Here is a 24,923-nt window from a genome sequence, read left to right as displayed (position 1 = left end):
CATCTATCGTTTTAATCTGTAAATTTACTTTGTAACATCAATACCAAACTTGTGAAAAGATTAATCATCGGTTTTTGTTTAACGATCTCAGCCTTCAGTTTATTTGCACAGGATCAGCCAAAAAAGAAAAGTGAACGTGACGAAAAGAAAGAAGCACGGCGTGAAAAAATAAACAACCTGATCCGTCAACAGGAAGAAGGTGCATTGGTATTTAATAAACAGAGTGTATTCGGCTTCCGGTTAAATACCGATGGCTGGAGTATCCTGTATGAAAAGGGTTATCTGAAGAGTGTGAGTACTACTAACCTGTTTTCTTTAGAGTTTGGTGAAAAGAAACATCCCAAAGAAAAAAAGCTGAATAATATTTTAAGTAACAGCGGCTTTCTGCAAATTGGCAGTCCTTATGTATATGGAAAACAAAACAGCTTTTACCAGTTAAAACCAACATTTGGTCAGCAGCGTTTACTGGGTGGTAAAACAAATAAAAACGGGGTTGCCGTTTCTGCTATCTATGCAGGTGGAATTTCAATTGGCCTTGAGCGCCCATATTATGTAAGAGTACAGGATTCAGGTCCTGATGGTACCAGGGATATTAAATATTCTGTTGAAGACAGTGTGGCCTTTCTTGCTCCCGGAAATATTATCCAGGGCACTGGTTTGCGTTATGGCTGGAACCAGTTAAAAGTTGTACCCGGTGCGCATGTAAAAGCAGCATTGCGGTTTGATTATGGCCGTTTTAATGAAATGGTATCGGCCATTGAAGTTGGAATGAACCTTGAAGCCTACAGCCGTGAAATTAATATCATGCTCAAAAACAAGAACAGCCAGGTATTTTTTAATGGATATGTAGCCATCCTCTTTGGTAAACGAAAGTAATTTGTATTGGTAACATGGAAATTGAGCGAAAAACCAAGGTTTAAATCTTTCGCCCGTATCAACTAACTTTGCCCCTCACTTGTTGATCTAATTATGCAGGAAATTGTAGCGACAGAAGCTGCCGCAGAGCAGAAATTAAAAAAACCGGATTGGTTAAGAGTACGTTTACCTATTGGTGATTCTTACCGCCATGTACGTAACCTCGTAGATAAAAATAAACTTCATACCATTTGTGAAAGCGGCAATTGCCCCAATATGGGCGAATGCTGGGGTGAAGGAACAGCCACATTCATGATTCTTGGCAATACCTGTACCAGGAGCTGCGGTTTTTGTGCAGTTGCTACCGGCCGGCCCGATCCTGTTGATTGGGATGAACCCCAACGTGTTGCTGAAGCAATCCATCTCATGAAAGTGAAGCATGCTGTTGTTACTTCTGTTGACAGGGATGAAATACAGGATGGCGGAAGTATCATCTGGTTCAATACCATCAGGGCCATTAAAACCCTGAACCCCGAAACAACACTGGAAACGCTGATCCCTGATTTTAAAGGACAGATGGAAAATGTACAGCGCATTGTTGAGGCACATCCCGAAATTGTATCGCATAATATTGAAACTGTTGAGCGTTTAACAAGACAGGTGAGGATCCAGGCCAAGTACTGGAGAAGTATGGAAGTACTCCGTTATCTGAAAGAAAAAGGTATGCGTGTAAAAAGCGGTATCATGCTTGGTTTGGGTGAAACAAAAGAAGAAGTGATTCAGACGCTGACAGATATGAAGAATAATGGGGTAGATGTCGTAACGATTGGTCAGTACCTGCAACCATCAAAAAAACATTTAGCTGTACAGCGTTTTGTACATCCTGATGAATTTGCTGAATACAGGGAGATTGGTTACAGCATTGGATTGGATTATGTAGAAAGCGGCCCTCTTGTACGTTCAAGCTATCACAGCGAAAAGCATGTGGTTCCGGGATACGGAAGAGAAAAATGGCTGGAAGAAAAAACTCAACTTATTTCCTAACAGAATGATGAAGAAAATAATTGCAGGAGCAGTGTTGTATTTTACAGCTGCTCCTTTTTGTTTCGGTCAACTCAACTGGCAAAATGCGGATGCACAGTATGGTGAACTTCCTTCTTCCATGCATGTGTACAAAACAAATGATTCAATTGATGGCAAACCCAATGGCCATATTATGTAATTGCTGATTTGAAAGACAGGAAACTGAATTTTACAACCGATACTACCTTCAAAAGAAGATTTACACCTAAGCAGTTTTACGAAAAGAATGAGCAGCCGCCTCTTGTTGTAAATGGAACTTTTTTTGATTTTGCTACAAACCGTAATCTGAATACGGTTATAAAAAACGGCAAACTGGTTTCGTACAATGTTCACTCAACAGCTTTGAAAGGAAAAGACACACTGACTTATATTCATACATTCCGTTCAGCGATCGGCATCAGTAAAAAAAGAGAAGCAGATGTAGCATGGTTGCACACTGATTCTTCATCTCGTTATGCTAAAGCATTTGAAAATGCTCCTGTTGTTTTTAAAGATTCCAGTTCTTCTAAAATTGATCGGTCAAAAGTGGCTGGTGCAAAAAAATGGAAAATGCAAACAGCAATTGGCGGAGGTCCTGCATTGATTCAAAATTCAAAGATCAGCATCAGCAATAACGAAGAACGCATGTTCACTGGTAAAGCCATTGATGACAAACATCCACGTACAGCCATGGGTTATACAGCCGATGGCAAACTGATCATTCTTGTAGTGCAGGGAAGGTTTCCGGGCCTGGCAGAAGGAGCTTCCTTAACTCAACTGGCAAAGATGCTGCTTGATCTTGGTTGTGTGGAAGCATTAAACCTCGATGGTGGCGGTAGCAGTTGTATGCTGGTGAATGGAAAGGAAACGATCAAGCCGAGTGATAAAGAAGGTGAAAGGCCCGTGCCGGGAGTATTCATCATTAAAAAGAAGAAATAGTTTCTTTGCTGCATACAATTTGAAATACAGGTAAATTTACAGGACAGTTCGAATGCGAAATTGATGTTATCGAATAAAAAAATTTATGAAATACCCATAAACAATTGTTTGCCAACTGAAGATGATTATGGGCATACTATGTGGCAAAAAAAAATAATAAACACATGAAACGATTGTTTTTTTTCTGTTGCTTTACAGCAATGATCAGTGAGAGTTTTAGCCAGCAAACCCATTTATCAATCACCTGCTTTCAGCATTTATCCTGATAAAGTTATACAGGGAAAGAATGAAGCCGTTGCTCTTTCATCCACCCATATTAAAAGCAATTACAAAAGTCCGGCAAACGAATTTCAATCAGCCGATATCATTTTCAAATTCGCTATCAATGGAAGAGATAATGAAATGCTGTCGGGAAAAGATCACCGCTTTACGGTTGATGCAAAGAATGGAATGGCGGAGACACCCATTATTAAATTCGGTACACAATTCAATCAAACTTCAGCAGGAACAAAGTTTCTTACTCCCAATACTTCATTAAAAATCCGATTGGATTTGAGAGATGTACTTCAGCAGTTCAGAGAAAGAGGTTTTTACACAACGTTCAGCGGTGACAAAATTTATAAAGAAGATTTTAAAGGAGTTTATGTAGCCGGCAGTGCAGCGCCATTGATGTGGGACTTTGACAATCTCTATCATCATGATGAATTAAAGTTACAGGACAATGATGCTGATGGTATTTATGAAACAACGCTGGTACTGAATAAACAGTCGGATGAAAAACACACCGATGCTGAATGGAAATTATCAAAAGATATTTCAGCTTATCCTCAGTATCAGTCAAGCTTTCTTTTATCGAATGCCATTTATAATCTCTCGCTTGAAGAAATGCTGAAAGCTATTGAGGCCGACAGTACATTCAGAACAGGAAAGGAGTGGAGCGGTGTGTGGACAAGAGATGTGAGTTACAGTATTATTCTTTCAATGGCTTATTTGCATCCAAGAGTTGCCATGAACAGTTTGCTTCGGAAAGTAAATAAGAAAAAGAAAGTGATCCAGGATACAGGTACCGGTGGTGCATGGCCAAACTCTACTGATCGTATGGTTTGGGCCGTAGCTGCCTGGGAAGTATATAAAGCCACCGGCAATAAAGACTGGCTGGAACAAGCATACATCATCATTAAAAATTCCATTGAAGATGATTTGCAGAATGCATATGATCCTGTAACAGGAATGGTAAAAGGTGAATCATCTTTTCTTGACTGGCGTGAACAAACCTATCCTAAATGGATGCAGCCGGCTGATATTTTTGAAAGTGAATGCCTCGGAACAAACGCAGTGCATTACCAGGCCAATATCATTCTTTCAAAAATGGCAACAGTATTAAAACAGAAACAGGTTAGCGACAAACACAAACTCGTTGCAGAAAAAATAAAAACAGGCATTAATAAATATTTGTGGATACCGGAGAAAGGTTATTATGCCCAGTTTTTATACGGTCGTAATTTCAAAATTGTTTCACCAAGAGCTGAAGCTTTAGGTGAAGCTTTGTGTGTGTTATTTGGAATTGCAGATGCAGCAAGAGCCAAACAAATCATTGCAAGTACACCTGTTACATCATTTGGTATTCCCTGTATTTATCCAGAGATTCCAAATATTCCTCCTTATCATAACAATGCCGTATGGCCATTTGTACAAACCTATTGGTTATGGGCTGCAGCAGGAGTGGGGAATGAAAAATCAGTAATGGAAAGTATCAATGCTATTTATCGTCCCGCTGCATTGTTCCTTACCAACAAGGAAAATTTTGTTGCTGAAAACGGCGACTTTAACGGAACCCAGATTAACTCAAGTATTATGCTGTGGAGTTTATCAGGAAACATCAGCATTATTCATAAAGTATTATTCGGAATCAGGTTTGAAGATGGTAAACTGGCGTTTCAACCATTTGTTCCAAAAGCAATGCAGGGCAAACGAACTCTGAATAATTTTCATTACCGCAATGCAATACTTGATATTGAACTCAATGGATATGGAAATAAAATTGTTTCATTTGAGTTAGATGGAAAGAAAACTTCGCTGTTTGAAATTCCTGAAACATTTGCAGGAAAGCACAGCATTAAAATTGTATTAAACAACCAGGCGGATGTAAATGCAGCAACCAATCAGCAGCCGGTTGTATTTACATTACCTGCACCGGTATTGAAATACGACAATCAGAAATTATCTTGGGAGCCAATTGAAAAAGCAACTGTTTATATGGTTCTGATGAATGGAAAAAAACTAATTAAAACATCTCAGCCGTCGGTAACAGTTAAGCCCGGTGTATATGCCGAATACCAGGTAATTGCTTTAGATAAAAATAATAACGGGTCCTTTGCATCAGAGCCGGTTGTTGTAGTTGCTGATCAATATGTACAGGTGCTGCCTGCTGAAAATGTTGCGGAAAAATCAACAAAAGGTTATAAGGGCTTTACGGGTGATGGCTTTATTGAAATCAGCACCACAGTAAATAAAGTTGTTCAGTTTAAAGTAAAGGCAGCCGCTGATGGCTACTATGCCATTGACTTCCGCTACGCCAATGGTAACGGGCCAACCAATACGGAAAACAAATGTGCTATTCGGACACTTTCAGTTGACGGTAAGAGAATCAATGCAATTGTTTTTCCACAAAGGGGAAAGGAAGAATGGAGCAACTGGGGCTTCAGCAATGCCATGAAAGTGAACTTAGCAAAGGGTGAACATGTTATAACAGTGTCGCTGGAGGATTTTAATGAAAACATGAATGGAGAAATCAACCAGGCAATGATTGACTGTCTGAGAATTATTCACCTGAAATAACATTCTAAGAGCCGAGCTTGTGAATATCCCTGATTTTCCCGGATCAATACGTGAACGGGGGAAAATCTGGCTCAATTTTTTCAATATATACCTAGCTAAGGGCTTGTTAAAAGCAAATAAAAGTACAAACGGCCAATAAGCCCTCATCTTTTCTCGTTATTTTTACGGAATTGTATTATGTCAACCCTAATAAAATATATGTTTAGTAAAAAAAGCCTGATGCTCATTTTAGTACTGCTTCTCGGAAGCAGTGTTTTTTTTGCATGTTATTCATTCTCTACCCGTAAAGAACCCGGCAGCCGTTTTGAACGTATCCTGCAATTGGTGGGAGAATTCCTTGAAGAAGGTCATTTCAATCCCAAAAAGATTGATGATACCTTTTCAAAAGAAGTGTTTGCAAAATACCTGAAAAGTTTAGACCCCGATAAAACTTATTTCCTGGAAGCGGACGTCAGTCAACTCAAAAAATTTGATACAAAGATTGATGACGAGATACATGGTTCAAAATTAGAATCATTCTATCTCTTCAATAAGCTTTATATACAAAGAGTACAGGAAGCATCGATGCTGTACAAAGAAATTCTGCAGAAACCTTTCGATTTTAACACAGAGGAGTCTTATTCTGATGATGAAGAAAAAACGGTGTTTGCAAAAACCGAAGCAGCCCGCAAAGAAGTGTGGCGCAAAAAGCTGAAGTATATGACACTCAGCACCTATGTTGACTTGATTGAACAACAGGAAAAGAACAAAGGAAAAGAAGGGTTTACAGCTAAGACAAATGTGGAACTGGAAAAAGAAGCAAGAGAGAAAGTAAGTAAGTCACTGGATAAAATGTTTGACCGTTTCCGCAACAGGTTTAAAGATGAAGACCGTTTCAACCTGTTTGTAAATGATATTACTGAATCAATGGATCCGCATACAACTTATTTCCCACCCATTGAAAAGCGTTCGTTTGATGAACAGATGAGCGGAGAATTTTTTGGTATTGGAGCTTCTTTAACAGAAGAGGAAGGGAATATTAAAGTGGCGACGATTGTTACAGGAAGTCCCGCAGCTAAATCAGGCCAGATTCAAATTGGTGATATTATTCAAAAAGTTGCCCAGGGTAAAGATGACCCCCAGGATCTTACAGGATTTGAAGTTCCTGATGCTGTTCGTTTGATCAGGGGTAAAAAGGATACGGAAGTAAGATTGACGATTAAAAAAGCAAGTGGTGAAATAAAAGTCGTGTCAATTATCCGTGAAAAAATTAACCTCGATGAAACTTTTGCGAAGAGCACGATCATTAAAGGACCAGATAATTATAAGATTGGATACATCTTCCTGCCTGAATTCTATGCAAACTTCCAGGATCCAAATGGAGCCCGTTGTGCAGCAGATGTAGCAAAAGAAATTGTTAAGCTGAAACAGGAAGGAATCAATGGCATCATCCTCGATTTGCGCTTAAATGGTGGCGGATCATTAATGGATGTGGTACAAATGGTTGGCTTGTTCATTGAAGATGGACCTGTTGTGCAGGTAAAAAGCAGGGATGAAGCTCCATCTATTCTGCGTGACAGAGATAACAATGTATTATGGAACGGGCCTTTAACTGTAATGGTAAATGAGTTCAGTGCTTCGGCTTCTGAAATCTTTGCAGCAGCGATCCAGGATTACAAACGTGGACTGGTAATTGGCAGCACAACTACTTACGGTAAAGGAACAGTACAACGCAGTATTCAGCTGGAACGTACCAGCTGGACAAGTGGTAATGCTTCTGAATTGGGTGATATCAAACTAACCTTGCAGAAATTCTATCGTATCAGTGGTGCAAGCACACAATTGAAAGGAGTTAGTTCTGATATTGTTTTACCTGACCAGTATGAATACCTGAAGCTGCGTGAAAAAGATGACCCTGATGCATTGGCATGGGATGAAATCAACAGCACACAGTACAAGGTTTGGAAAAGTGATTTTGATTTGAACAATGTCATCAACCGCAGCAATGAGAGAGTGAAGCAGAATAAATCCTTTCAGCTGATTAAAGAAAATACTGACTGGCTTTCAAAATATAATGACAAGGCATATTCTTTGAATATCACAAAATACCGTCAGGATAAGAAAACATTAAGTAACACAATCAAAACGATTGATTCTTTAACCAGGATGCAAACCCCACTTGAAGTTACAAGCCTGGCTGTTGATCTGCAGCGGATCAGTGGAGATAAAGGCAAAGAAGAAAGAAACACTGCTTTCATCAACCGTTTGAAAACTGATCTTCATTTAGGTGAAACAGTCAATGTGATGAATGATATGATTCAGCAGTATTATATTGCACAGAATAAACTTTCTGACAGAAAGAATTAAAATATGATTCAGCAAACAATAAAGCCCCGAATCGGGGCTTTATTGTTTTTGGAGAATATCGATAGTTCGCTGAATCATCCCTTCAGTTATATCCAAATGTGTAACAAATCGTATTTGATTTTTGCCCATGGTAAAACACAAAATTCCTTTCTCCTTTAATTGCTCAACAAACTGAGCTGCTGAAATTCCTTCTTTCATGGTAAAGATGATGATATTAGTTTCCACAGGTAATACTGTTTCAACTTTTGGATGGGAGAGAAGAGCCTGCTCAATTTGTTTAGCATGAAGATGATCAGTAGCAAGCCGTTCAACATGATTCTCTAAAGCGTATAAACCACCTGCAGCAATAAAACCTGCCTGCCTCATACCTCCGCCAAATACCTTTCTAACTCTTCTTGCTTTTTTGATCACCTCTTTGGTTCCCAGTAAAACACTGCCAACCGGCGCACCTAAACCTTTGCTGAGGCAAATGGAAATTGAATGGAATATCTGACCATATTCTTTCGCTGTTTGTTGTTTGGCAACAAGCGCATTAAAGAGCCTGGCTCCATCTAAATGAAGTATCAGTTCATTTTTTAGACAAATTTGTTTGATTGATTGAATATCAGACAATTCATAGCAGCTTCCGCCACCTCGGTTACTTGTATTTTCCAAAACAACAAGACTTGAAATGGCTTTATGTATATCGTCAGGATTATTAATTCCTTCAGCTACCTGTAATGCAGTAACACGACCCCTGTTTCCATGCAATAGCTGAACAGAAGATCCTGAATTAAACGCAATTCCTCCGCCTTCATACTGGTACACATGCGAAAGTTCATCACAAATAACCTCATCACCTGGGTTTGTGTGAACCTTAATTGCAATCTGGTTCGTCATCGTTCCACTTGCACAAAATAACCCAGCTTCCATTCCAAACATGGCAGCAGCGGTTTCTTCGAGTTTATTAACAGTTTCATCTTCACTGAAGACATCATCGCCAACCTTTGCCTGCATCATGGCTTCCAGCATTTGTTTTGTAGGTTTAGTCACAGTGTCACTTCTAAAGTCAATCCATTCCATATCAATTATTTAAAAAGAAAATATTAACAAAAATAACTGTTCTATTGACAACAATTAGATTGATTATTGTGTTAGATGTAAGGATAAATTTTACACTGCAAACGTTACAATCTCACCCAATTTAGTCTCAATTATACACATGGGCTATGAAAAGCGGTCATTGATGCGTAACTTTGCTGACGGTAACAGAGGATTCTTAACCAGTCTTTCACACTACAAGGTCGAATTTCCCTGTCTTAGCAACGTTACAAACAATTAAGAAGAATACATTATGCGGCAGCTCAAAATTGCAACTCAAATTACAAACCGTGATTCACAGGCGGTTGAAAAGTATCTCCAGGAAATTTCTAAGATTCCAATGATTAATCCCGAAGAGGAAACAACTCTTGCTCAGCGGATTAAAATGGGTGATCAAAGGGCTTTGGACAAATTGGTACAGTCGAATCTTCGTTTCGTGGTATCAGTAGCCAAACAATATCAGCATCAAGGTTTATCATTAAGCGATCTGATCAATGAGGGAAACCTCGGTTTGATCAAGGCCGCCCAGCGTTTTGATGAAACCAAAGGTTTTAAATTCATTTCTTACGCTGTTTGGTGGATTCGCCAATCAATACTGCAGGCATTGGCCGAACAGGGTCGTTTGGTTCGTTTACCACAGAACAAGATCGGAACTTATAACAAAGCCAATAAGGCTTATATGGCGTTTGAACAGGAGCACGAAAGGGAGCCTTCAACAGAAGAACCCGCTGATATCCTGGAGATGAGCGAAACAGAAATCAACAATATCTTCCAGAGTAATACCCGTCATACTTCACTGGATGCACCAGTGCACGAAGCTGAAGATGTGGCGATGGGCGATTTGCTGGAAGGAAGCGATGATACAGATGAAGATGTAATGAAAGATTCATTACGTAATGAAATCCGTCGTGTATTGAAATCACTCAGCCCACGTGAAGCAGAAATCGTAAATGCTTATTTTGGTCTGGATGGCGAAAATGGTGTTACCATTGAACAGATTGGTCAGAAATACGATTTAACCAAAGAACGTATCCGCCAGATCAAGGAAAGAGCCATCAAGCGTTTGCAGAAAGCACGCTACAGCAATGCACTGAAAAGTTATCTTGGCAATTAATTTATATGGGTATTAAGTATCAATCCCTCCGGTAAATCGGGGGGATTATTTTTTATTGAAATGTGAAATTCTCATGAATTGATTTCAGGAAATAATCCTGTTGTAAATTTGAACTATGTACAGATTTGTTTTGCTGACTTTAATTACACTTGGTTTTATTGGCTGTGAAAAGAAAGTGAAGTTTGACCTGAAAGACGCTACTGAACTTTTAACAGTGGATGCCAGCATTGAAACAGGGCAGGATCCTGTTGTTATTCTCACTAAAAGCCTCAACTACTTTTCAAAAAATTACCTTGGATGTGCTCAGTCAATCTTTAATCAAAGATGCTGAAGTATATATCAGTGATGGCACAAAGACTCATAAGCTGAAACGATACGATGTAACGTTGCAGGGAAATGTTCCATTCAGCTTATACACAAGCGATCCGCTTGACCCAACAACTGTCATCAAAGGTGATTTTGGAAAAAGCTATCAGCTGAAGATTGTATGGAAGGGAACAGAATATACATCCAGCACAACAATACCTTTACTCAGAAAAACAATTGATTCGCTCTGGTGGGTGAAAGCACCTAATACTCCCGATACAAGTAAAAAAGTTGTTGCAAGGGCAAGGGTGACTGACCCCCCGGGATTTGGTGATTATGCACGTTATTTTACAAAAGTGAACAGCGAAAGTTTTTTACCGGGACTTAATTCCGTATTCGATGATCAGCTTGTAAACGGCTCAACCTATACAGTTGATGTTGACCGTGGTGTTGACCGCAATGCAGATCTCGATTTTGAGGAATATGGCTTTTTTCATAAAGGCGACACAGTTACAGTTAAGTTCTGCAATATCAATAAAGCCACTTTTGACTTTTGGAGAACAGTTGAATACAGTTATTCAAGCATTGGTAATCCTTTTTCATCTCAAACAAAGATCATTGGCAACATCAGCAATGGGGCGTTGGGATATTTTGGAGGTTACGCCAACCAGTTTAAAACAATCATCATACCCCGTTAATTATCCACAACAGCACCCACTGTACTTCAGGTTACATAGAGTATGCATGGATAAGATTATTTTTGCCGACTTATTAAAATTTTCAAGATGAATATGGAAGCAGCAGAAAAAGTACATTGTTTAATTATTGGATCGGGCCCTGCAGGATATACAGCCGCTATTTATGCATCAAGAGCCAACCTGAAGCCTGTATTGTACCAGGGAATTCAGCCAGGCGGACAATTGACTATTACAACAGAAGTTGAAAACTATCCCGGCTATGCTGATGGTGTTCAGGGGCCGGAGATGATGGTTGATTTTGAAAAACAGGCCAAAAGAATGGGGACTGATATCCGTTATGGCTTGGCAACAAAAGTTGACTTCAGTTCAACTCCGCATAAAGTTTGGATTGATGATGAAAAACTCATTGAAGCTGACAGTGTGATCATTTGCACCGGTGCCAGTGCCAAATGGCTGGGATTGGAAAGTGAACAGCGTCTCAATGGCTATGGTGTTAGTGCCTGTGCCGTATGTGATGGTTTCTTTTTCCGGGGAAAAGAGGTGGCAATTGTTGGAGCTGGTGATACCGCAGCAGAAGAAGCATTGTACCTCAGCAAACTTTGCACAACCGTACATATGCTCATTCGTAAAGATGCCATGCGTGCAAGTAAAGTAATGCAGGATCGTGTGCTCAACTCTCCCAACATCAAAGTCTATTTCAACACTGAAACTGTTGAAATACTAGGTGAGAACAAAGTGGATGGCATGAAAGTGAAGAATAACAAAACAGGTGAAGAATCTGTGATCACTGTTCAGGGTTTCTTTGTGGCCATTGGTCACGAGCCCAACTCAGCCATTTTTAAAGAATTTATTGATATGGATGAAGCAGGTTATATCAAAACCATCCCCGGAACATCCAAAACGAATGTGGAAGGTGTTTTTGCAGGAGGTGATGTGCAGGATAAAATTTACAGGCAGGCAGTAACAGCAGCAGGCAGCGGTTGTATGGCAGCATTGGATGCAGAACGCTATTTATCAGCAAAAGGAGTTGTTTAAACCAATATTTAAAAGATAGTCCCGCTAATACAGCGGGACTTTTTTATTTTCGGCCAATGATAGCAGTACATTTAAAAGATTTGAAATTTCATGCACATCACGGATTGTATGCAGGCGAAGAAAAAGTGGGAGGCCCATTTGAAGTGAATCTGTCAGTGTGGTATAACCCCGGCGGCCCTGTTGTATCCATTGATCAAACAATCAACTATGTTATACTGTTTAACATCGTAAAGCAGCAAATGCAGGAAAGAACAGGTCTTTTAGAAATGGTTGCAGAAAAAATCTGTTATACCATTAAGGATCGTTTTCCCGTTATTACTGAAATAAAAATCGATATTTACAAATGCTCGCCACCCATTGAGAATTTCCAGGGTAAAACTGGCATAACCATGCAGAAAACATATTAATCAACCCACATGCAGAAATTCGCATTTGTTCTCATCATTTTCTTTGTTTCATCAGGTTTTGTTCAATCGCAATCATCAGTTGATGAACTCGTAAAACAGGGTGATCTGCTGGAAAAGCAATTTAAAGAAGAAGAGGCTTATCAGAAATTTAAAGAAACGATTAAACTGCAGCCCCATCATTTGTATGCACTTACCCGTTGCAGTGAACTGGCCAGCAGGATTGGAAGAAGACAGGCAACCAAAGAAAAACAAATGGATTTTTATACGGCAGCAAAGATCTATGCAGAAAGAGCTTTGAAAATAAATCCAAAAGACAGCGAAGCAAATGTGGTAATGTCTTTAGCTTATGCACGAATGTCCTTACTGAAAAGTGGTAAAGAAAAAGTTGCGTATGTACGTGAAATCAAAACCTATTCAGACCGGGCAATTGCATCTAATCCTGAGAATTTTAAAGCATTGTTTGTAATTGCAAGATGGCATTATGAAGTAAGCAATCTTTCCGGTATAGAAAAAGCAGCAGTGAAAGTGTTCTTTGGCGGGTTACAAAAAAATTCACTGGATTCAGCATTGATTTATTATGAACGTGTAAGAACACTCAGGCCCGACTTTGTTTTAAACTATCTTGAACTGGCAAAGGCTTACAATAAAAATAACAAAAGGCAGAAAGCCATTGAAATTTTGAAATACATGCTGAAGCTACCCAATACAGCTGCCGATGATCCAACAGTAAAAGCAGAAGCAAAGCAATTGCTGGAAGCATGGAAATAAGACTCATTCAGGAATAATAAATAGTTTTGCCACTCAAGCAACTCATTTGAACGCAACCGTTTTTTTATTTACGCCGCCGTTTACACAGTTAAATACTCCGTATCCGGCAACCGGATACCTAAAAGGTTTTCTCAATACAAAAAATATTTCTTGTTTTCATGCAGATCTTGGAATTGAAGTAACCATTCAGTTATTTTCAAAAAAAGGACTGGAAGAATTATTTAGCCGCATTTCAAGAGACAAAGTTTATTCGGATAACGCACAACGCATCCTTGCACTGAAAGAGGAATACATTAACTGCATTGACGATGCTGTTTTGTTTTTGCAGGGAAAGAACCCAACCATTGCGCATTTAATTGCATCAAGGAATTTTTTACCGGAAGCTGGGCGTTTCGCTGAGTTAAGCGATTTGCATTGGGCTTTTGGTACAATGGGTTTGCAGGATAAAGCCAAACATATTGCAACATTATATCTCGAAGACCTATCTGATCTCATTAAAGAATGTGTGGATGAACATTTCGGTTTCAGCCGATATGCCGAACGTTTGGGACGCAGCGCCAACAGCTTTGATGAACTGTATGAAGAATTACAAAAGCCATTAACATTTGTTGATGAGTTATTACTTGACCGTTTACAGAAACATATTGAACAGGTGAACCCAAAACTTGTTGGCATCTCTGTTCCTTTTCCCGGCAATTTGTATGCAGCTTTCAGAAGTGCACAATGGCTGAAGCAACATTACCCTCAGATAAAAGTAACCATGGGTGGAGGATTTCCCAATACGGAACTGCGTTCACTGAAAGATCGGCGTGTATTTGAATTCTTTGATTTTATTACGCTTGATGATGGGGAAGCACCCATTGAACAGTTGTTGAAATATATTTCCGGGGAAGTAAATGAACCAGAATTAAACCGAACATTCTTATTACAAAATAATCAAGTCACTTATTTCAACAGCCCTCGTTGTAAAGATTATAAACAGTCTGAAGTTGGCACACCTGATTACAGCGACTTATTATTGGATCAATACATCTCTGCCATTGAAGTAGTGAATCCCATGCACAGCTTGTGGAGCGATGGGCGGTGGAACAAACTTACCATGGCACACGGCTGTTACTGGGGCAAATGTACCTTCTGTGATATTTCACTCGACTATATCAAATTATATGAACCCATTGCAGCCAAACTGCTATGCGACCGGATGGAAACCATCATTGCACAAACAGGTAACAATGGTTTTCATTTTGTTGATGAAGCTGCACCACCGGCATTGATGCGTTCATTGGCACTGGAGATCATCAAACGGAAATTAGTTGTGAGCTGGTGGACGAATGTGCGTTTTGAAAAAAGTTTTACCCGTGATCTTTGTTTGTTATTAAAAGCAAGCGGATGTATTGCTGTAAGCGGTGGATTGGAAGTTGCAAGTGATCGTTTGCTTGAACTCATTCAAAAAGGTGTAACCGTTGAACAGGTGGCAAGAGTGAATAAACATTTTACCGAAGCTGGCATCATGGTGCATGCCTATTTGATGTATGGTTTTCCAACACAAACTGCACAGGAAACAATTGACTCACTGGAGATGGTTCGGCAAATGTTTAAGACAGGAATCATGCAATCTGCTTTCTGGCACCAGTTCGCCATGACAGCCCATAGTCCGGTTGGAATGAATCCTGAAAAATATAAAGTGAAACGTGCAAAAGAAGCGGTGATTATGTTTGCTGATAATGATGTGGAGCATATTGATGAAACAGGAGCCGATCATGAAAGCTTCAGCTTTGGATTAAAGAAAATCACTGTTCAACTATATGCAGGGTCTGTGTCTGGATGATCCATTGAATAAATGGTTTGAGATGAAAGTCCCTAAGACAACTGTTGCGCCAGATCATATTCTGCAGATCGTAGCTGAAGATGAATTGCCGGTTTCAAAACCTACTGCAAAAATTATTTTCCTCGGAACTGTGTTGAAAACAGAAGTGATTTCAAAATCAAAAAAAAGGAAACCGCTGGGAAGAACTGCAGATCAGCTTTGCAACAAAAAAAGAAAATTTATCCATACAGGTTGATAAAGCAAAAGGAGAGTGGCTGGCTGGCTTATTACCAAAACTTTCTGTTCATAATGAAAAGCAAATGACTTTACAGGAAGTAAAAGAGGATTACGAACAAAACGATTGGGATGATTTTGAGTTATTCTGGGATAATAAGCCTGTAAGTACTTTGTATAAAGCAGGATTGTTGAGATTGTAAATTAGATATAGTATGATAGGCATCTATAATTATAAACTATGCTTATTTAAAACCGTTCCGTCCTTTACTGTTTTGAGACAGGTAACAACAGATTTTCCATCTTCAGCAATTTCACACACTCGGTAGCAAGGGAAGGGGTTGCCCCAGTTGCCTCCAAAATGTCCTGACCATAAGAATGGTTTTTTCTTATAAAGCATGATACCATCTACATCATGATCATGTCCATGGAAAGTTGCTTTTACATTGGGATAAGCAGCGATCGTATCCAATAATTCAGAACAGGATACACCATATTGTGTCCATGTGTTTTGAGAGATGTGAACAAAGACGAACACCTGCGGCAGATTCTTATATTCTTCCAGTTTTGATTTGGCATACTCAATATTTGCACACAGGTATTTGCCGGTTTCGTTGGAACAATTGAGCAGAATGATGCCGTGTTTTTCTTTTGAAACAAAGGCGAAATCCTCTGGCTGTTTCCAGAGCTGGAGCCAGGATTCCTGTGTTACCCTGTCATGGTTACCTCTTGTCACATAATAAGGCACTTTCAATGTATCATACACTTTTTTTACATCCGGCATCAGCTCAGGCTTATCATGAATCAAATCTCCATTGAATACCACAAAATCAACATGTTCTTCTTTACCGATTGCTTCGATTAGGTTACGGTGTGAAGTTTCAAAATCGGTATTGGGTTGTCCCCAATGTCCATCAGATGCAGTGATAAACTTAAGCCTTGGAGTTGCTGATTTTTTTGTTTCTCCAAAGCTGAGATAGGACGCTGCAAAGAGCGATGAGCTCAGTAAACTAACCTTCTGTAAAAAGAGTCTTCGTTGCATACGATGAAATTAAGAATTCGAAATGAAAAAAACTCCTGGTAACAATTTATTCTTATTCTGCATTTGCCGCTGCTAAGAGATCGAAAGAGAGAAAGAGTGAAAAGAGTTAGGCGAAAGCTTTACCTTCAACCGAATGGCCGATCTAATACTTCCTACATTATTTGAATATGTTTTATCGGATGCAACCGCAGCCGATCAGACCGTTACAAAGACTGATGCTGAGAAGTTATTTGTTTTCTTCAAAAACTGTTCCTTGTTTAAGTGGGGCGATTCACATAACAACTGTGAAGCAAGAGCAGAAGCTGTTTGTGTGTTATTAGATGAATGGCATGTACCCAACTACAAAGGCTGGGTATTCAGTGGTGCATTTTTAAAAAATCATGTTGGCGGATTGAAGCAACTGTGGAATTATCATGTAGCCACCATGCTGCAGGTAATGGAAGATGGTGAAATGAAATACTATATCATTGACCCTGCAACCGGTAATAATCTGCAAACCATCAATGACTGGGCCGCCAATGTAACTGATTACCCTCACAGCTATCATTTAGTAAAGACTGCTGATAATTATATTTTTCCTGCCGGCCGCATTTTTAAAGACAACTGGCATAAACGGAACAAACAAAACCGCAAATGGCTTATTCAGGGGCTTGCAGGCATCAATGGTGTTTCTTCTACAGGTAAGGCACAGTTATGTTTCAGGAAGAACAAGGTGAAACAAACCGCTGCAAAATTCTCCGGGCTTCGAAATGAAAACCCATTAGAGGTTGTTCAAATCCAGAATCCTCAATAAATATTTATCTTCTTTTTGAGGGCGGTGAGGACAGCACCCACGGCGAACGCCCCGGTTGGTGTCCCACCAACCGGAAACAATTTGAAATACACCCTTCAAAGATTTATTTGGAAGATCTGAAAAAGTTTTTTTAGCTTTGATATCAAATTAATATCATTTTAAATTAAAGCATATGGAAAAAGATCTTAAACCCATGTCAGGATACCTGGCATTGATTCTTGCAATTATTAGTGTAATCGCTGCTATTTTTTGTTTTGTATTGGCTGCAGGCAAAAGCGACGACAGCGGCACTTCGCTAATCTTTCTTGCCGTATTCCTCATTGTGCTGGCCGTATTCCTGATCAAAGGAATTATGGTGGTAAATCCCAATCACTCAAGGGTATGTACCTTCTTTGGTAAATATGTTGGCTCAGTAAAAGACAATGGATTGCTTTGGGTGAATCCCTTTTATGTGAGTTATAAAATCACACTCCGTTCGCAAAACTTAAACGGACAGCAATTAAAAGTGAATGATAAAATGGGAAACCCTATTGAAATTGCCGCTGTAATTGTATGGCAGGTAAGTGATACCTATAAAGCTGCCTTTGAAGTAATGGACTTTCAGCAGTATGTGGGTATCCAGAGTGAAGCAGCAGTGCGTCACCTGGCAAGTTCTTATCCATACGATCAGATGGAAGACCAGCATGCTGATATTACGTTGCGTGATGGTGGTGAAAAAGTAAATGATATGCTGGAAAAAGAATTGCTGGAACGTTTAGCTCCTGCCGGTATCATTATTAAAGAAGCAAGAATCAGTCACTTGGCTTATGCTCCTGAAATTGCAGGTGCCATGTTACAGCGTCAGCAGGCAACAGCAATTGTTGCTGCACGTTTTAAAATTGTGGAAGGTGCTGTTGGCATGGTTGAACTGGCACTGGAAATGTTGAGCAAGAAAGATATTGTACACCTCGATGAAGAACGTAAAGCAGCCATGGTAAGCAACCTCATGGTTGTACTCTGTGGTGAAAAAGCAGCAACACCGGTTTTGAACACAGGTACGCTGTATAACTAATTCATTCATCATTTAAAACTGAGTGAATGGCAGATAAAAAAAGTTTTGTGTTACGGATTGATGAAGACATTTACAAAATGCTGGAGAAATGGGCGGCAGATGATTTCCGCAGTGTGAACGGGCAGATTGAATGGATCATCAGTCAGAAGCTGAAAGAAGTGGGCCGGTTTAAAACAGGCACTGCTGACGGCATCACTAAATCTGCGGGGAAAGGAAAGAAGTAAAATGATGATTGATTGAGTTGAATCATATTGTGTTGACGGGTCTTTTAACAGAGACCCTTTTTTTATGGCCCCGCCAACCCCAACAACCGACGGCCAACCTGCTGTTTTCTTCCCTGCCGACACCCAACAACCAACGATCATCTTCTTCTTTCTTCCTTGGGGCTAACAACTAACGGCTAACGGCTTGCCTCCTCCCTATACCCGCTTTGTAGTATTTTTTGAATTAACTGACTGGTTTATATTTAGGCAAACCAATAACCAACTAACTTTATCATCTTTCACTATAAGCAACCAGCACAGGAGATGTGCCATTGAAACCGAGACTCCCGATTTCTCCAACACACGAAAACTAATAACCAGATTGCAAAACATTTGTAGAATTGGTGAACAAAAAAACTAGTTGCATTTATTTGCCTGAGAGGTTAGAGTTATGTGAAAGCAAATTACAGAAATAGGAACAGCATAAGAACTATTAACGATTAAAGTGCCAGTATGCAATTAACAGACAAACAAATTGATTTTGTATCTAAAGAAATTGAGGTTGTCTATTCTCAAATCGACAAACAAAGAGAATCTACAACCAATTTTTTAAAAATTTATTTATCAATAATAGTCGGGCTCCTTACATATATTTATTTTTTGGAAAACCGATTAGTAACAAATGGGCAAAGACTACAGCTTCCAAATAATGAGTTTATGATATTTGGAGAATTTGGGGTTTTGGTTTGTTTGATATCTTTTTTAATTGGATGGGCTTTGTTGGACAATGTAACAAAAACAGTATATAAGTCCATAAAGTACTATAAACACATTAGTTATCTGAGGTATATCGTTTCTTGTACATTTCCCGATGAAATATTTAAAAAAAATAGCATTATACCAATTAGGCAAAATAAGATTCCAATGCGAATTTCAAAGCAAGTTCCAATTATTGGAGGGCTAATAAACTTTGCTTTGCTGGTTTTGAATTTTTATTTCCTTAGGCTTTTTCTGCCAAGTGAAATTGCGAACGTTGTTTGTTGCATAATACTTGGGTGTGTCTCTGTATTTTATGCAAATCAATTGGAGAAGCATTTTGAAGAAATTCTCATCGCTGACACTTTGCTACCTGAAACTGATGAAAATGAAATTAAAAAAACTATTAAAAGACTTGTTCGAATTCAAAAAGGGAAAATAAATTATAAAGTAACAAAAGTAATCTATATAATTACTTTATCATTTTTCTTAGGTGCAGCTTTTTTGTTAGTTATAAATTATTATTATGACTATTTTATAACGTATAAAACTATTCTATTTATACTGCCTGGTATATTGTTTTTAATATCAATTATCCCAAGAATTTATATGGGCATACATAGGTTGAAGAATATTCAATGTATTTAAAAACAACTGACATGCTATTTTAAATTACGTTAAGTATAAGGCAGAATTATAATATTTAAAAACTGAAAGATTAGAAAGAAATATTTATGGAACATATTCTAGACATTGAGAGGCAAAAAGGGGAATTATTTGAAATCTTTGCTAATATAAAAGACTCTAATACAATTTTGTTTTTAGGTGCCGGTGCATCTGTAGGAGAAAGAAAATATTTAAGCAAAGAGTTAATTGAGCTATATGAGTTGCATTTGCAACGAAGTTTAAATGAAAGTAACATCACAAATTTCATCGATATATTGTCGGCAGATACTAGTTTTAGCAGGCAGCATTTTGATGATTTCGTAGTTACATTATTAAAAAAACTAAAAGTAACAGCAGCTCATAAAACACTGGCCACCATTCCCTGGAGAGAGATTATTACAACAAACTATGATTTACTTGTAGAAATGGCATTTGATGAAGTCGCAGGCGGGTCAGATAATGTCTATGAATTGTAAACTATTAGAAGCCTGAAAGAATTGAATTACAAAGAATCAAATACAGAAGTTAAATATATAAAATTGAATGGATGTTTGAAAGATAAAGGAAGGTATCCATTCGCATTTTCAACAGACGATTTTACAAAGTTAAAACCCTTTTATCGTAACGTTCTAAATGAATTAAGAAATCTTAGCCCTAATATTTCTTTTTTGTCCATTGGGTATTCATACAGTGATTCATTTGGTAAAGAGTTATTAGACAAATTTGACTCCTACAATTATAGAGAAAAAAATGGATGATAAATGTGGATCCTTTTCCAAATGAGAACGCCTTAGCATATTATAAATCTAAACGCATATGTATTGTAAAGTGTTCATTTGAAGAATTCTTTAAACTATATAAAGATTGGGAATTGACTCACAATGAATCAATAGTGAAGAAAAAAAGGATTAACAGTATTAGATAGTAAAAATCACTATATCTCGTTCCCTCCTAAACTGCTCCTTAATTTAGATGGAATAGTAAAACAATTAAGCTCTGAGCAAAACAGGGACAGATTTATAAAGGATTCAGAGTTTTATAAAGGGGAAGAACCCAATTTTAATTTAATTACAAGAAATGTAGATGTTATTAAGTCTTCTTACTTAAAGGATTTTAAACAGAAAATTATTGATGTATTGCAACAAAATCATTCCACAATAATACCAATGTTTTTTATAACTGGTGATTTTGGTATTGGAAAATCGACTTTTGCATTACGATTAATAAATGAACTTGAGAAAGAAGAAGAGCTTGATTTAGTTGCGTTTGAAATAATTGACTTTAATAGAAGTAAAAAGGAATATTTGATAGATTTAGTAAGCAACTGCAAAGCAAAGAATCTGTTGTTATTTTGTGACGAAATTGAGGTGGAAAGTTATTTTAAAACACTTCTTGATTTACAAAGAGATTTAAGTATTGAACAGTTTCAAGGGTGTAATGTGTTTTTTTTAGCCCCAATAAGAGAAAATATCTTTGAGAAATTCAAGTTAAGTAGAACATTTTCAAAAGCTCATATTTTAAAAATAGATGGCAAGTTTGAGAAGCCTGAACTAGAAGAATTATTAGAAAAGTTAAAAAACTCTGAGTTAATCACTTTTCGTGATGCAAGCGAAAAAGCACGATTTGTTGAACAAATTCAAAAAAACTATAATTCCGATTCCTTTATTTCTTTAATGGCTACTGTAACTTCAGGTAGGCACGAGAATGATTTAATAGATAGCTATAATCAATTATCAAATGATGCTCAAAAAGCATTTCTATATACAGCTCTACTACACAAGCATAAACTTTTAATGCCTGCAAGTTGGTTGAAACAGAATATTTCTATGACCTGGGAAGAGTTTGCGGAAAAAGTAATTAAAGCAGAGGGAAAAGGAATATTAATTCAGGAAGTAAAACAAACCCATGGAACCCAGCCTGATTTATATTTTAGAACAAAGCATCCGTTAATAGCTGAGAAACTTGTTGCAAGATTTTTAGAAAACAAGGATAAACAATTTGCCTTTTATGAACGAATGCTAAAAACTATTGAACCGGGACAAACTAATTCCTATTTGGCAAATAATCTTTTGAAGGCTTTTGTTAAGAATAATGAATATAGTGATTCTCAAATAAATAAGTTGTTTGATGCAGGGTATACAAAACTATCAGATGATCCTTATTTTTTATTAAACTATGCTATAAATCTTCAAGGTAGAAGAATTAAGCATGAACTTATTAAGGCACTCGAACTACTAATTTATGCTGAATCTTTACTTGAATATCGTAATCATAGAATTATTCATAGACGAGGCTCAATAAGCTATGACCTAGCCCGGCTTTATTTTGAAGAAGGCGATGAACATAATTACGTGAAATTTTACGTGAAAGAGGCAAAGGATTTGTTTTATACAAAACAACTTCTGGATCCTTTTTCTGCTTATAGCTATGTTGACTATGTAAAGCTTTTAATTTGGGAATTAAAAAAACTTGATCATGATGATACTGATAAAGTTCAAAAGCAAATTAATATTGAAGAGCTTTTGGATTTAGCATATAGAACAGTGACCGATGGTATTGAAAGAATTGAAATAGTTAATACTAGTTATGTAAGTAATCTTAAAGAAATTATTAATAATGTTGATTATAAGGAATATTTGGACAATTTGTATGATGATTTTCGTCTTAAACCTTATGCTTGCATTTTGCTTTTTGGATATTATGAGAAAGAAGAGAATTATTCAGAATGTAATAGGTTAGTGGATGAAATGGAGTATTATCAAGAAAATTTTGAAGTCGTAAAATTTTTATTTAAGTACTATGGTAGAAACTTGTATGACCCTAATATTCGGATTAAACTGCTAAGAATTTCGAGAGATAACCCAAATATTGAAAAAGATAACTCTTTAAGGTTTAATTATTTTAATTTTATTGCTGAAACATACAATCATAATTTTTATGAAGGCAAGACTTATTTGCAAAATATTCAAAATAAATTTCACAATCTAAACCCAGAATTTCATTATGTGTGGTGTGATTCAACAGGGGAAGAAATATATTTTGAAGCAAAAGTGATAAAAAAAACTGGCGAAAAAATAAAGTCAATTAAGATCCCGTCTTTTCAGCAAAACATTAGGCTTATCAAAGGTAACTATGACAAATTAATACTTGGAGCAACAGTGCAAGTTAGACTTCATTTCTATTTGTATGGTTTATTAGCTGAGGTTATTGAAACGTTTTAGGAGAATACTTCTACTGCACCGGTTCGTGACCCTCACTGGCGAAGGTCTCTGACCTGTTGCCAACGAGTCCTCTAGTTGGAGCATGCTTTGGGTAGGAACTTTCGTATATTTAAGTATTGGCTATAACATACAAATATTCAACTGTTATAATATCTTATATTAGCTTATTAACCACTAACTGCTTATATTATTTTAATTATGGAAGTTTTAAAAGTCTCAGAAGTCTTCACGCCGACATCTCCAGCTAAGCATACCTTTATCGAACGAGAAAGCTCTGTAAATGACCTTTTAGTTGATTCGTTAAATACTCAAGGAAAACAAATAATTATATATGGCCATACTGGTTGTGGAAAAACTACTTTCCTATTAAACAAATTGAATCAACTTTATGAAGGATATATTATAACTCGCTGCATGAAATCAATGACTTTTGAGAATATTCTACTTGACGGATTTGATCAATTAGGAAGTTTTTTTGTTGAAGAAAACGAAAGTGAAAGTTCCGGCAAGAATTCTTCAGCATTGGGAATTGAGTACAATTCTATTAAGTTACAGCTATCCTCAGAATTTTCTACTTCACATAAAATAAAACAAAAAAGAGTACTACCTCCTCAGTTAACTCCTCAACGGCTAGCAAGATTCTTTGGTCAAAAAAATGCTGTTGGGTGTTAGAAGATTTCCATAAAATTAGTGAAGAAGAGAAAATCATGGCTTCCCAAATGATGAAAATTTTTATGGATAGTTCTTTTGAATTTCCAGAGTTAAAAATTGTAGCACTAGGTGCAGTCGGGACTGGCAGAGAAGTTGTCGAATATGATGAAGAAATGAATGACAGAGTGACAGAAATATTTGTACGTCTGATGAAAAATGCAGAAATAACTTCTATAATTAATAAAGGGGAAGAGTTATTAAATATTCAATTTGCAAAAGAAGTAAAATCAAAAATTGTAAGATTTTCTAGCGGGCTTGCGTCAGTATGCCATCAACTTTGCTTAAATATGTGTTTCGCTAAAGAAATTAATTATACCCAAACCCGTTGCATCACATTAACAATGGAAAACTTGGACAAAGCAATTCAAAAATATTTAATTCAGAAAGCTGATTCATTTAAGGCTCAATTTGATAAATCCATTAGAATACAACATTCCTCTAGTTTTAATTTACCAAAAGAAATTCTCAAAGTGGCAATTGAAATCAAACAAGACGAATTTACTTTTTCTCAGATTTATCAACCTCTGAAAACTTCTTTTAAAGCTATTCCAGAAGATTTAGTGAAAAAACTTTTAGAGGAATTTCAAACTGTTAAAAGAAGTGAAATTCTTTTTATGGATTCAAACTCAAATAAGTATTATTTCAGCAGTCATTTTACAAAAGCATATATAAAACTTAGGATTGCTGAAGAAAGAAGAAGAGTTGCTGAAACAATTTCATATAGACAGCTTGAAGAAAAAAGATTAGATCAACTTTTGTATCTTGTTGAAAAAGAAATCCAAGAAGAAATTCGAAACGCTGAAGAAAAATACAGCTCATTTCCAGAAACACTTGACCCACTAGACGAACTTGAAATACCAAAACCAATAGAAGAAGAGTTAAAGAAAGATGAAAGTAAAAAAGGCAATAACTAAATCTATCGCCCCTGTTCGTGACTCACGAACAGGAAAGGATATTTAGGTTTTGTTTCGTGTGCTACGAACCAAGGAGA

The 24,923-nt window shown here is 37.4% G+C and carries 22 protein-coding genes and 1 pseudogene; 21 read left to right on the top strand and 2 right to left on the bottom strand.

All coding sequences use genetic code 11. The annotated features are described in order from the left end of the window. The first annotated feature begins 51 nt into the window (after nucleotides 1–51). From IPK31_17245 to IPK31_17220, 6 genes are all read left to right on the top strand, one after another. Complete coding sequence (locus IPK31_17245) at nucleotides 52–876, top strand: hypothetical protein (protein MBK8089529.1); 825 nt, start codon at nucleotides 52–54, stop codon at nucleotides 874–876. Nucleotides 877–969: 93 nt separating this feature from the next. Further along, nucleotides 970–1,899, top strand: a complete 930-nt coding sequence (gene lipA / locus IPK31_17240; GenBank protein ID MBK8089528.1) for a lipoyl synthase — start codon at nucleotides 970–972, stop codon at nucleotides 1,897–1,899. Between the two features lie 4 nt (nucleotides 1,900–1,903). Beyond that, nucleotides 1,904–2,077: a hypothetical protein gene (locus IPK31_17235; protein ID MBK8089527.1), complete on the top strand. Its 174-nt coding sequence runs from the start codon at nucleotides 1,904–1,906 to the stop codon at nucleotides 2,075–2,077. Between the two features lie 8 nt (nucleotides 2,078–2,085). Further along, complete coding sequence (locus IPK31_17230) at nucleotides 2,086–2,856, top strand: phosphodiester glycosidase family protein (protein ID MBK8089526.1); 771 nt, start codon at nucleotides 2,086–2,088, stop codon at nucleotides 2,854–2,856. Between the two features lie 207 nt (nucleotides 2,857–3,063). Beyond that, nucleotides 3,064–5,694: a glycogen debranching protein gene (locus IPK31_17225; protein MBK8089525.1), complete on the top strand. Its 2,631-nt coding sequence runs from the start codon at nucleotides 3,064–3,066 to the stop codon at nucleotides 5,692–5,694. A 198-nt stretch (nucleotides 5,695–5,892) separates the two neighbouring features. Further along, the gene (locus IPK31_17220; protein MBK8089524.1) at nucleotides 5,893–8,040 is read left to right on the top strand and encodes a carboxy terminal-processing peptidase; all 2,148 of its coding nucleotides are present in this window, start codon (nucleotides 5,893–5,895) and stop codon (nucleotides 8,038–8,040) included. Between the two features lie 39 nt (nucleotides 8,041–8,079). Here IPK31_17220 and IPK31_17215 read toward each other — a convergent pair whose 3' ends face one another. Beyond that, nucleotides 8,080–9,102, bottom strand: coding sequence for a DegT/DnrJ/EryC1/StrS family aminotransferase (locus IPK31_17215; GenBank protein MBK8089523.1), 1,023 nt, complete (start codon nucleotides 9,100–9,102; stop codon nucleotides 8,080–8,082). A gap of 271 nt (nucleotides 9,103–9,373) precedes the next feature. On the opposite strand from IPK31_17215, the gene IPK31_17210 reads away from it, so the two are divergent. The 7 genes and pseudogenes from IPK31_17210 to IPK31_17180 all read left to right on the top strand — a co-directional run bounded on the left by IPK31_17210 (nucleotide 9,374) and on the right by IPK31_17180 (nucleotide 15,692). Beyond that, a complete protein-coding gene (locus IPK31_17210; GenBank protein ID MBK8089522.1) occupies nucleotides 9,374–10,234 on the top strand; it encodes an RNA polymerase sigma factor RpoD/SigA in 861 nt (286 codons plus the stop codon). Between the two features lie 115 nt (nucleotides 10,235–10,349). Then, nucleotides 10,350–10,565: a DUF4249 family protein gene (locus IPK31_17205; GenBank protein ID MBK8089521.1), complete on the top strand. Its 216-nt coding sequence runs from the start codon at nucleotides 10,350–10,352 to the stop codon at nucleotides 10,563–10,565. Continuing rightward, the gene (locus tag IPK31_17200) at nucleotides 10,534–11,238 is read left to right on the top strand and encodes a DUF4249 family protein (protein ID MBK8089520.1); all 705 of its coding nucleotides are present in this window, start codon (nucleotides 10,534–10,536) and stop codon (nucleotides 11,236–11,238) included. Before IPK31_17205 ends, IPK31_17200 begins: the two co-directional genes overlap by 32 nt. 93 nt (nucleotides 11,239–11,331) lie before the next feature. Beyond that, nucleotides 11,332–12,273, top strand: a complete 942-nt coding sequence (gene trxB, locus IPK31_17195) for a thioredoxin-disulfide reductase (protein MBK8089519.1) — start codon at nucleotides 11,332–11,334, stop codon at nucleotides 12,271–12,273. 56 nt (nucleotides 12,274–12,329) lie between these two features. Next, nucleotides 12,330–12,680 carry a dihydroneopterin aldolase gene (folB, locus tag IPK31_17190; GenBank protein MBK8089518.1) on the top strand — a complete coding sequence of 117 codons (351 nt, stop codon included), beginning with the start codon at nucleotides 12,330–12,332 and terminating at the stop codon, nucleotides 12,678–12,680. Nucleotides 12,681–12,689: 9 nt separating this feature from the next. After that, the gene (locus IPK31_17185) at nucleotides 12,690–13,448 is read left to right on the top strand and encodes a hypothetical protein (GenBank protein ID MBK8089517.1); all 759 of its coding nucleotides are present in this window, start codon (nucleotides 12,690–12,692) and stop codon (nucleotides 13,446–13,448) included. Between the two features lie 46 nt (nucleotides 13,449–13,494). Then, nucleotides 13,495–15,692, top strand: a pseudogene (locus IPK31_17180) (radical SAM protein). Between the two features lie 29 nt (nucleotides 15,693–15,721). On the opposite strand, the gene IPK31_17175 reads toward IPK31_17180, so the two are convergent. Next, nucleotides 15,722–16,531, bottom strand: a complete 810-nt coding sequence (locus IPK31_17175; protein ID MBK8089516.1) for a metallophosphoesterase — start codon at nucleotides 16,529–16,531, stop codon at nucleotides 15,722–15,724. Between the two features lie 133 nt (nucleotides 16,532–16,664). Here IPK31_17175 and IPK31_17170 point away from each other — a divergent pair, with 133 nt between their 5' ends. The 8 genes from IPK31_17170 (at nucleotide 16,665) to IPK31_17135 (ending at nucleotide 24,846) form a co-directional block, all read left to right on the top strand. Next, on the top strand, nucleotides 16,665–17,324 hold the full coding sequence (locus tag IPK31_17170; GenBank protein ID MBK8089515.1) for a hypothetical protein: 660 nt from the start codon (nucleotides 16,665–16,667) through the stop codon (nucleotides 17,322–17,324). A gap of 172 nt (nucleotides 17,325–17,496) precedes the next feature. After that, nucleotides 17,497–18,375 carry an SPFH domain-containing protein gene (locus tag IPK31_17165; protein ID MBK8089514.1) on the top strand — a complete coding sequence of 293 codons (879 nt, stop codon included), beginning with the start codon at nucleotides 17,497–17,499 and terminating at the stop codon, nucleotides 18,373–18,375. A gap of 26 nt (nucleotides 18,376–18,401) precedes the next feature. Continuing rightward, nucleotides 18,402–18,599, top strand: coding sequence for a hypothetical protein (locus tag IPK31_17160; GenBank protein MBK8089513.1), 198 nt, complete (start codon nucleotides 18,402–18,404; stop codon nucleotides 18,597–18,599). 492 nt (nucleotides 18,600–19,091) lie between these two features. Next, entirely contained in the window at nucleotides 19,092–19,982 is an 891-nt protein-coding gene (locus IPK31_17155; GenBank protein ID MBK8089512.1) for a hypothetical protein, read from the top strand. A gap of 86 nt (nucleotides 19,983–20,068) precedes the next feature. After that, entirely contained in the window at nucleotides 20,069–20,476 is a 408-nt protein-coding gene (locus IPK31_17150; GenBank protein ID MBK8089511.1) for a hypothetical protein, read from the top strand. Between the two features lie 690 nt (nucleotides 20,477–21,166). Further along, a complete protein-coding gene (locus tag IPK31_17145) occupies nucleotides 21,167–23,221 on the top strand; it encodes a hypothetical protein (protein ID MBK8089510.1) in 2,055 nt (684 codons plus the stop codon). Between the two features lie 198 nt (nucleotides 23,222–23,419). Continuing rightward, the gene (locus IPK31_17140; protein MBK8089509.1) at nucleotides 23,420–23,893 is read left to right on the top strand and encodes a hypothetical protein; all 474 of its coding nucleotides are present in this window, start codon (nucleotides 23,420–23,422) and stop codon (nucleotides 23,891–23,893) included. After that, nucleotides 23,887–24,846, top strand: coding sequence for a hypothetical protein (locus IPK31_17135; protein MBK8089508.1), 960 nt, complete (start codon nucleotides 23,887–23,889; stop codon nucleotides 24,844–24,846). The genes IPK31_17140 and IPK31_17135 overlap by 7 nt, the downstream gene beginning before the upstream one ends. The last annotated feature ends 77 nt before the right edge of the window (nucleotides 24,847–24,923 follow it).

Source organism: Chitinophagaceae bacterium (assembly GCA_016713085.1).
Lineage (GTDB): Bacteria > Bacteroidota > Bacteroidia > Chitinophagales > Chitinophagaceae > Lacibacter.
This window is presented reverse-complemented; position numbering and strand designations above follow the sequence as displayed.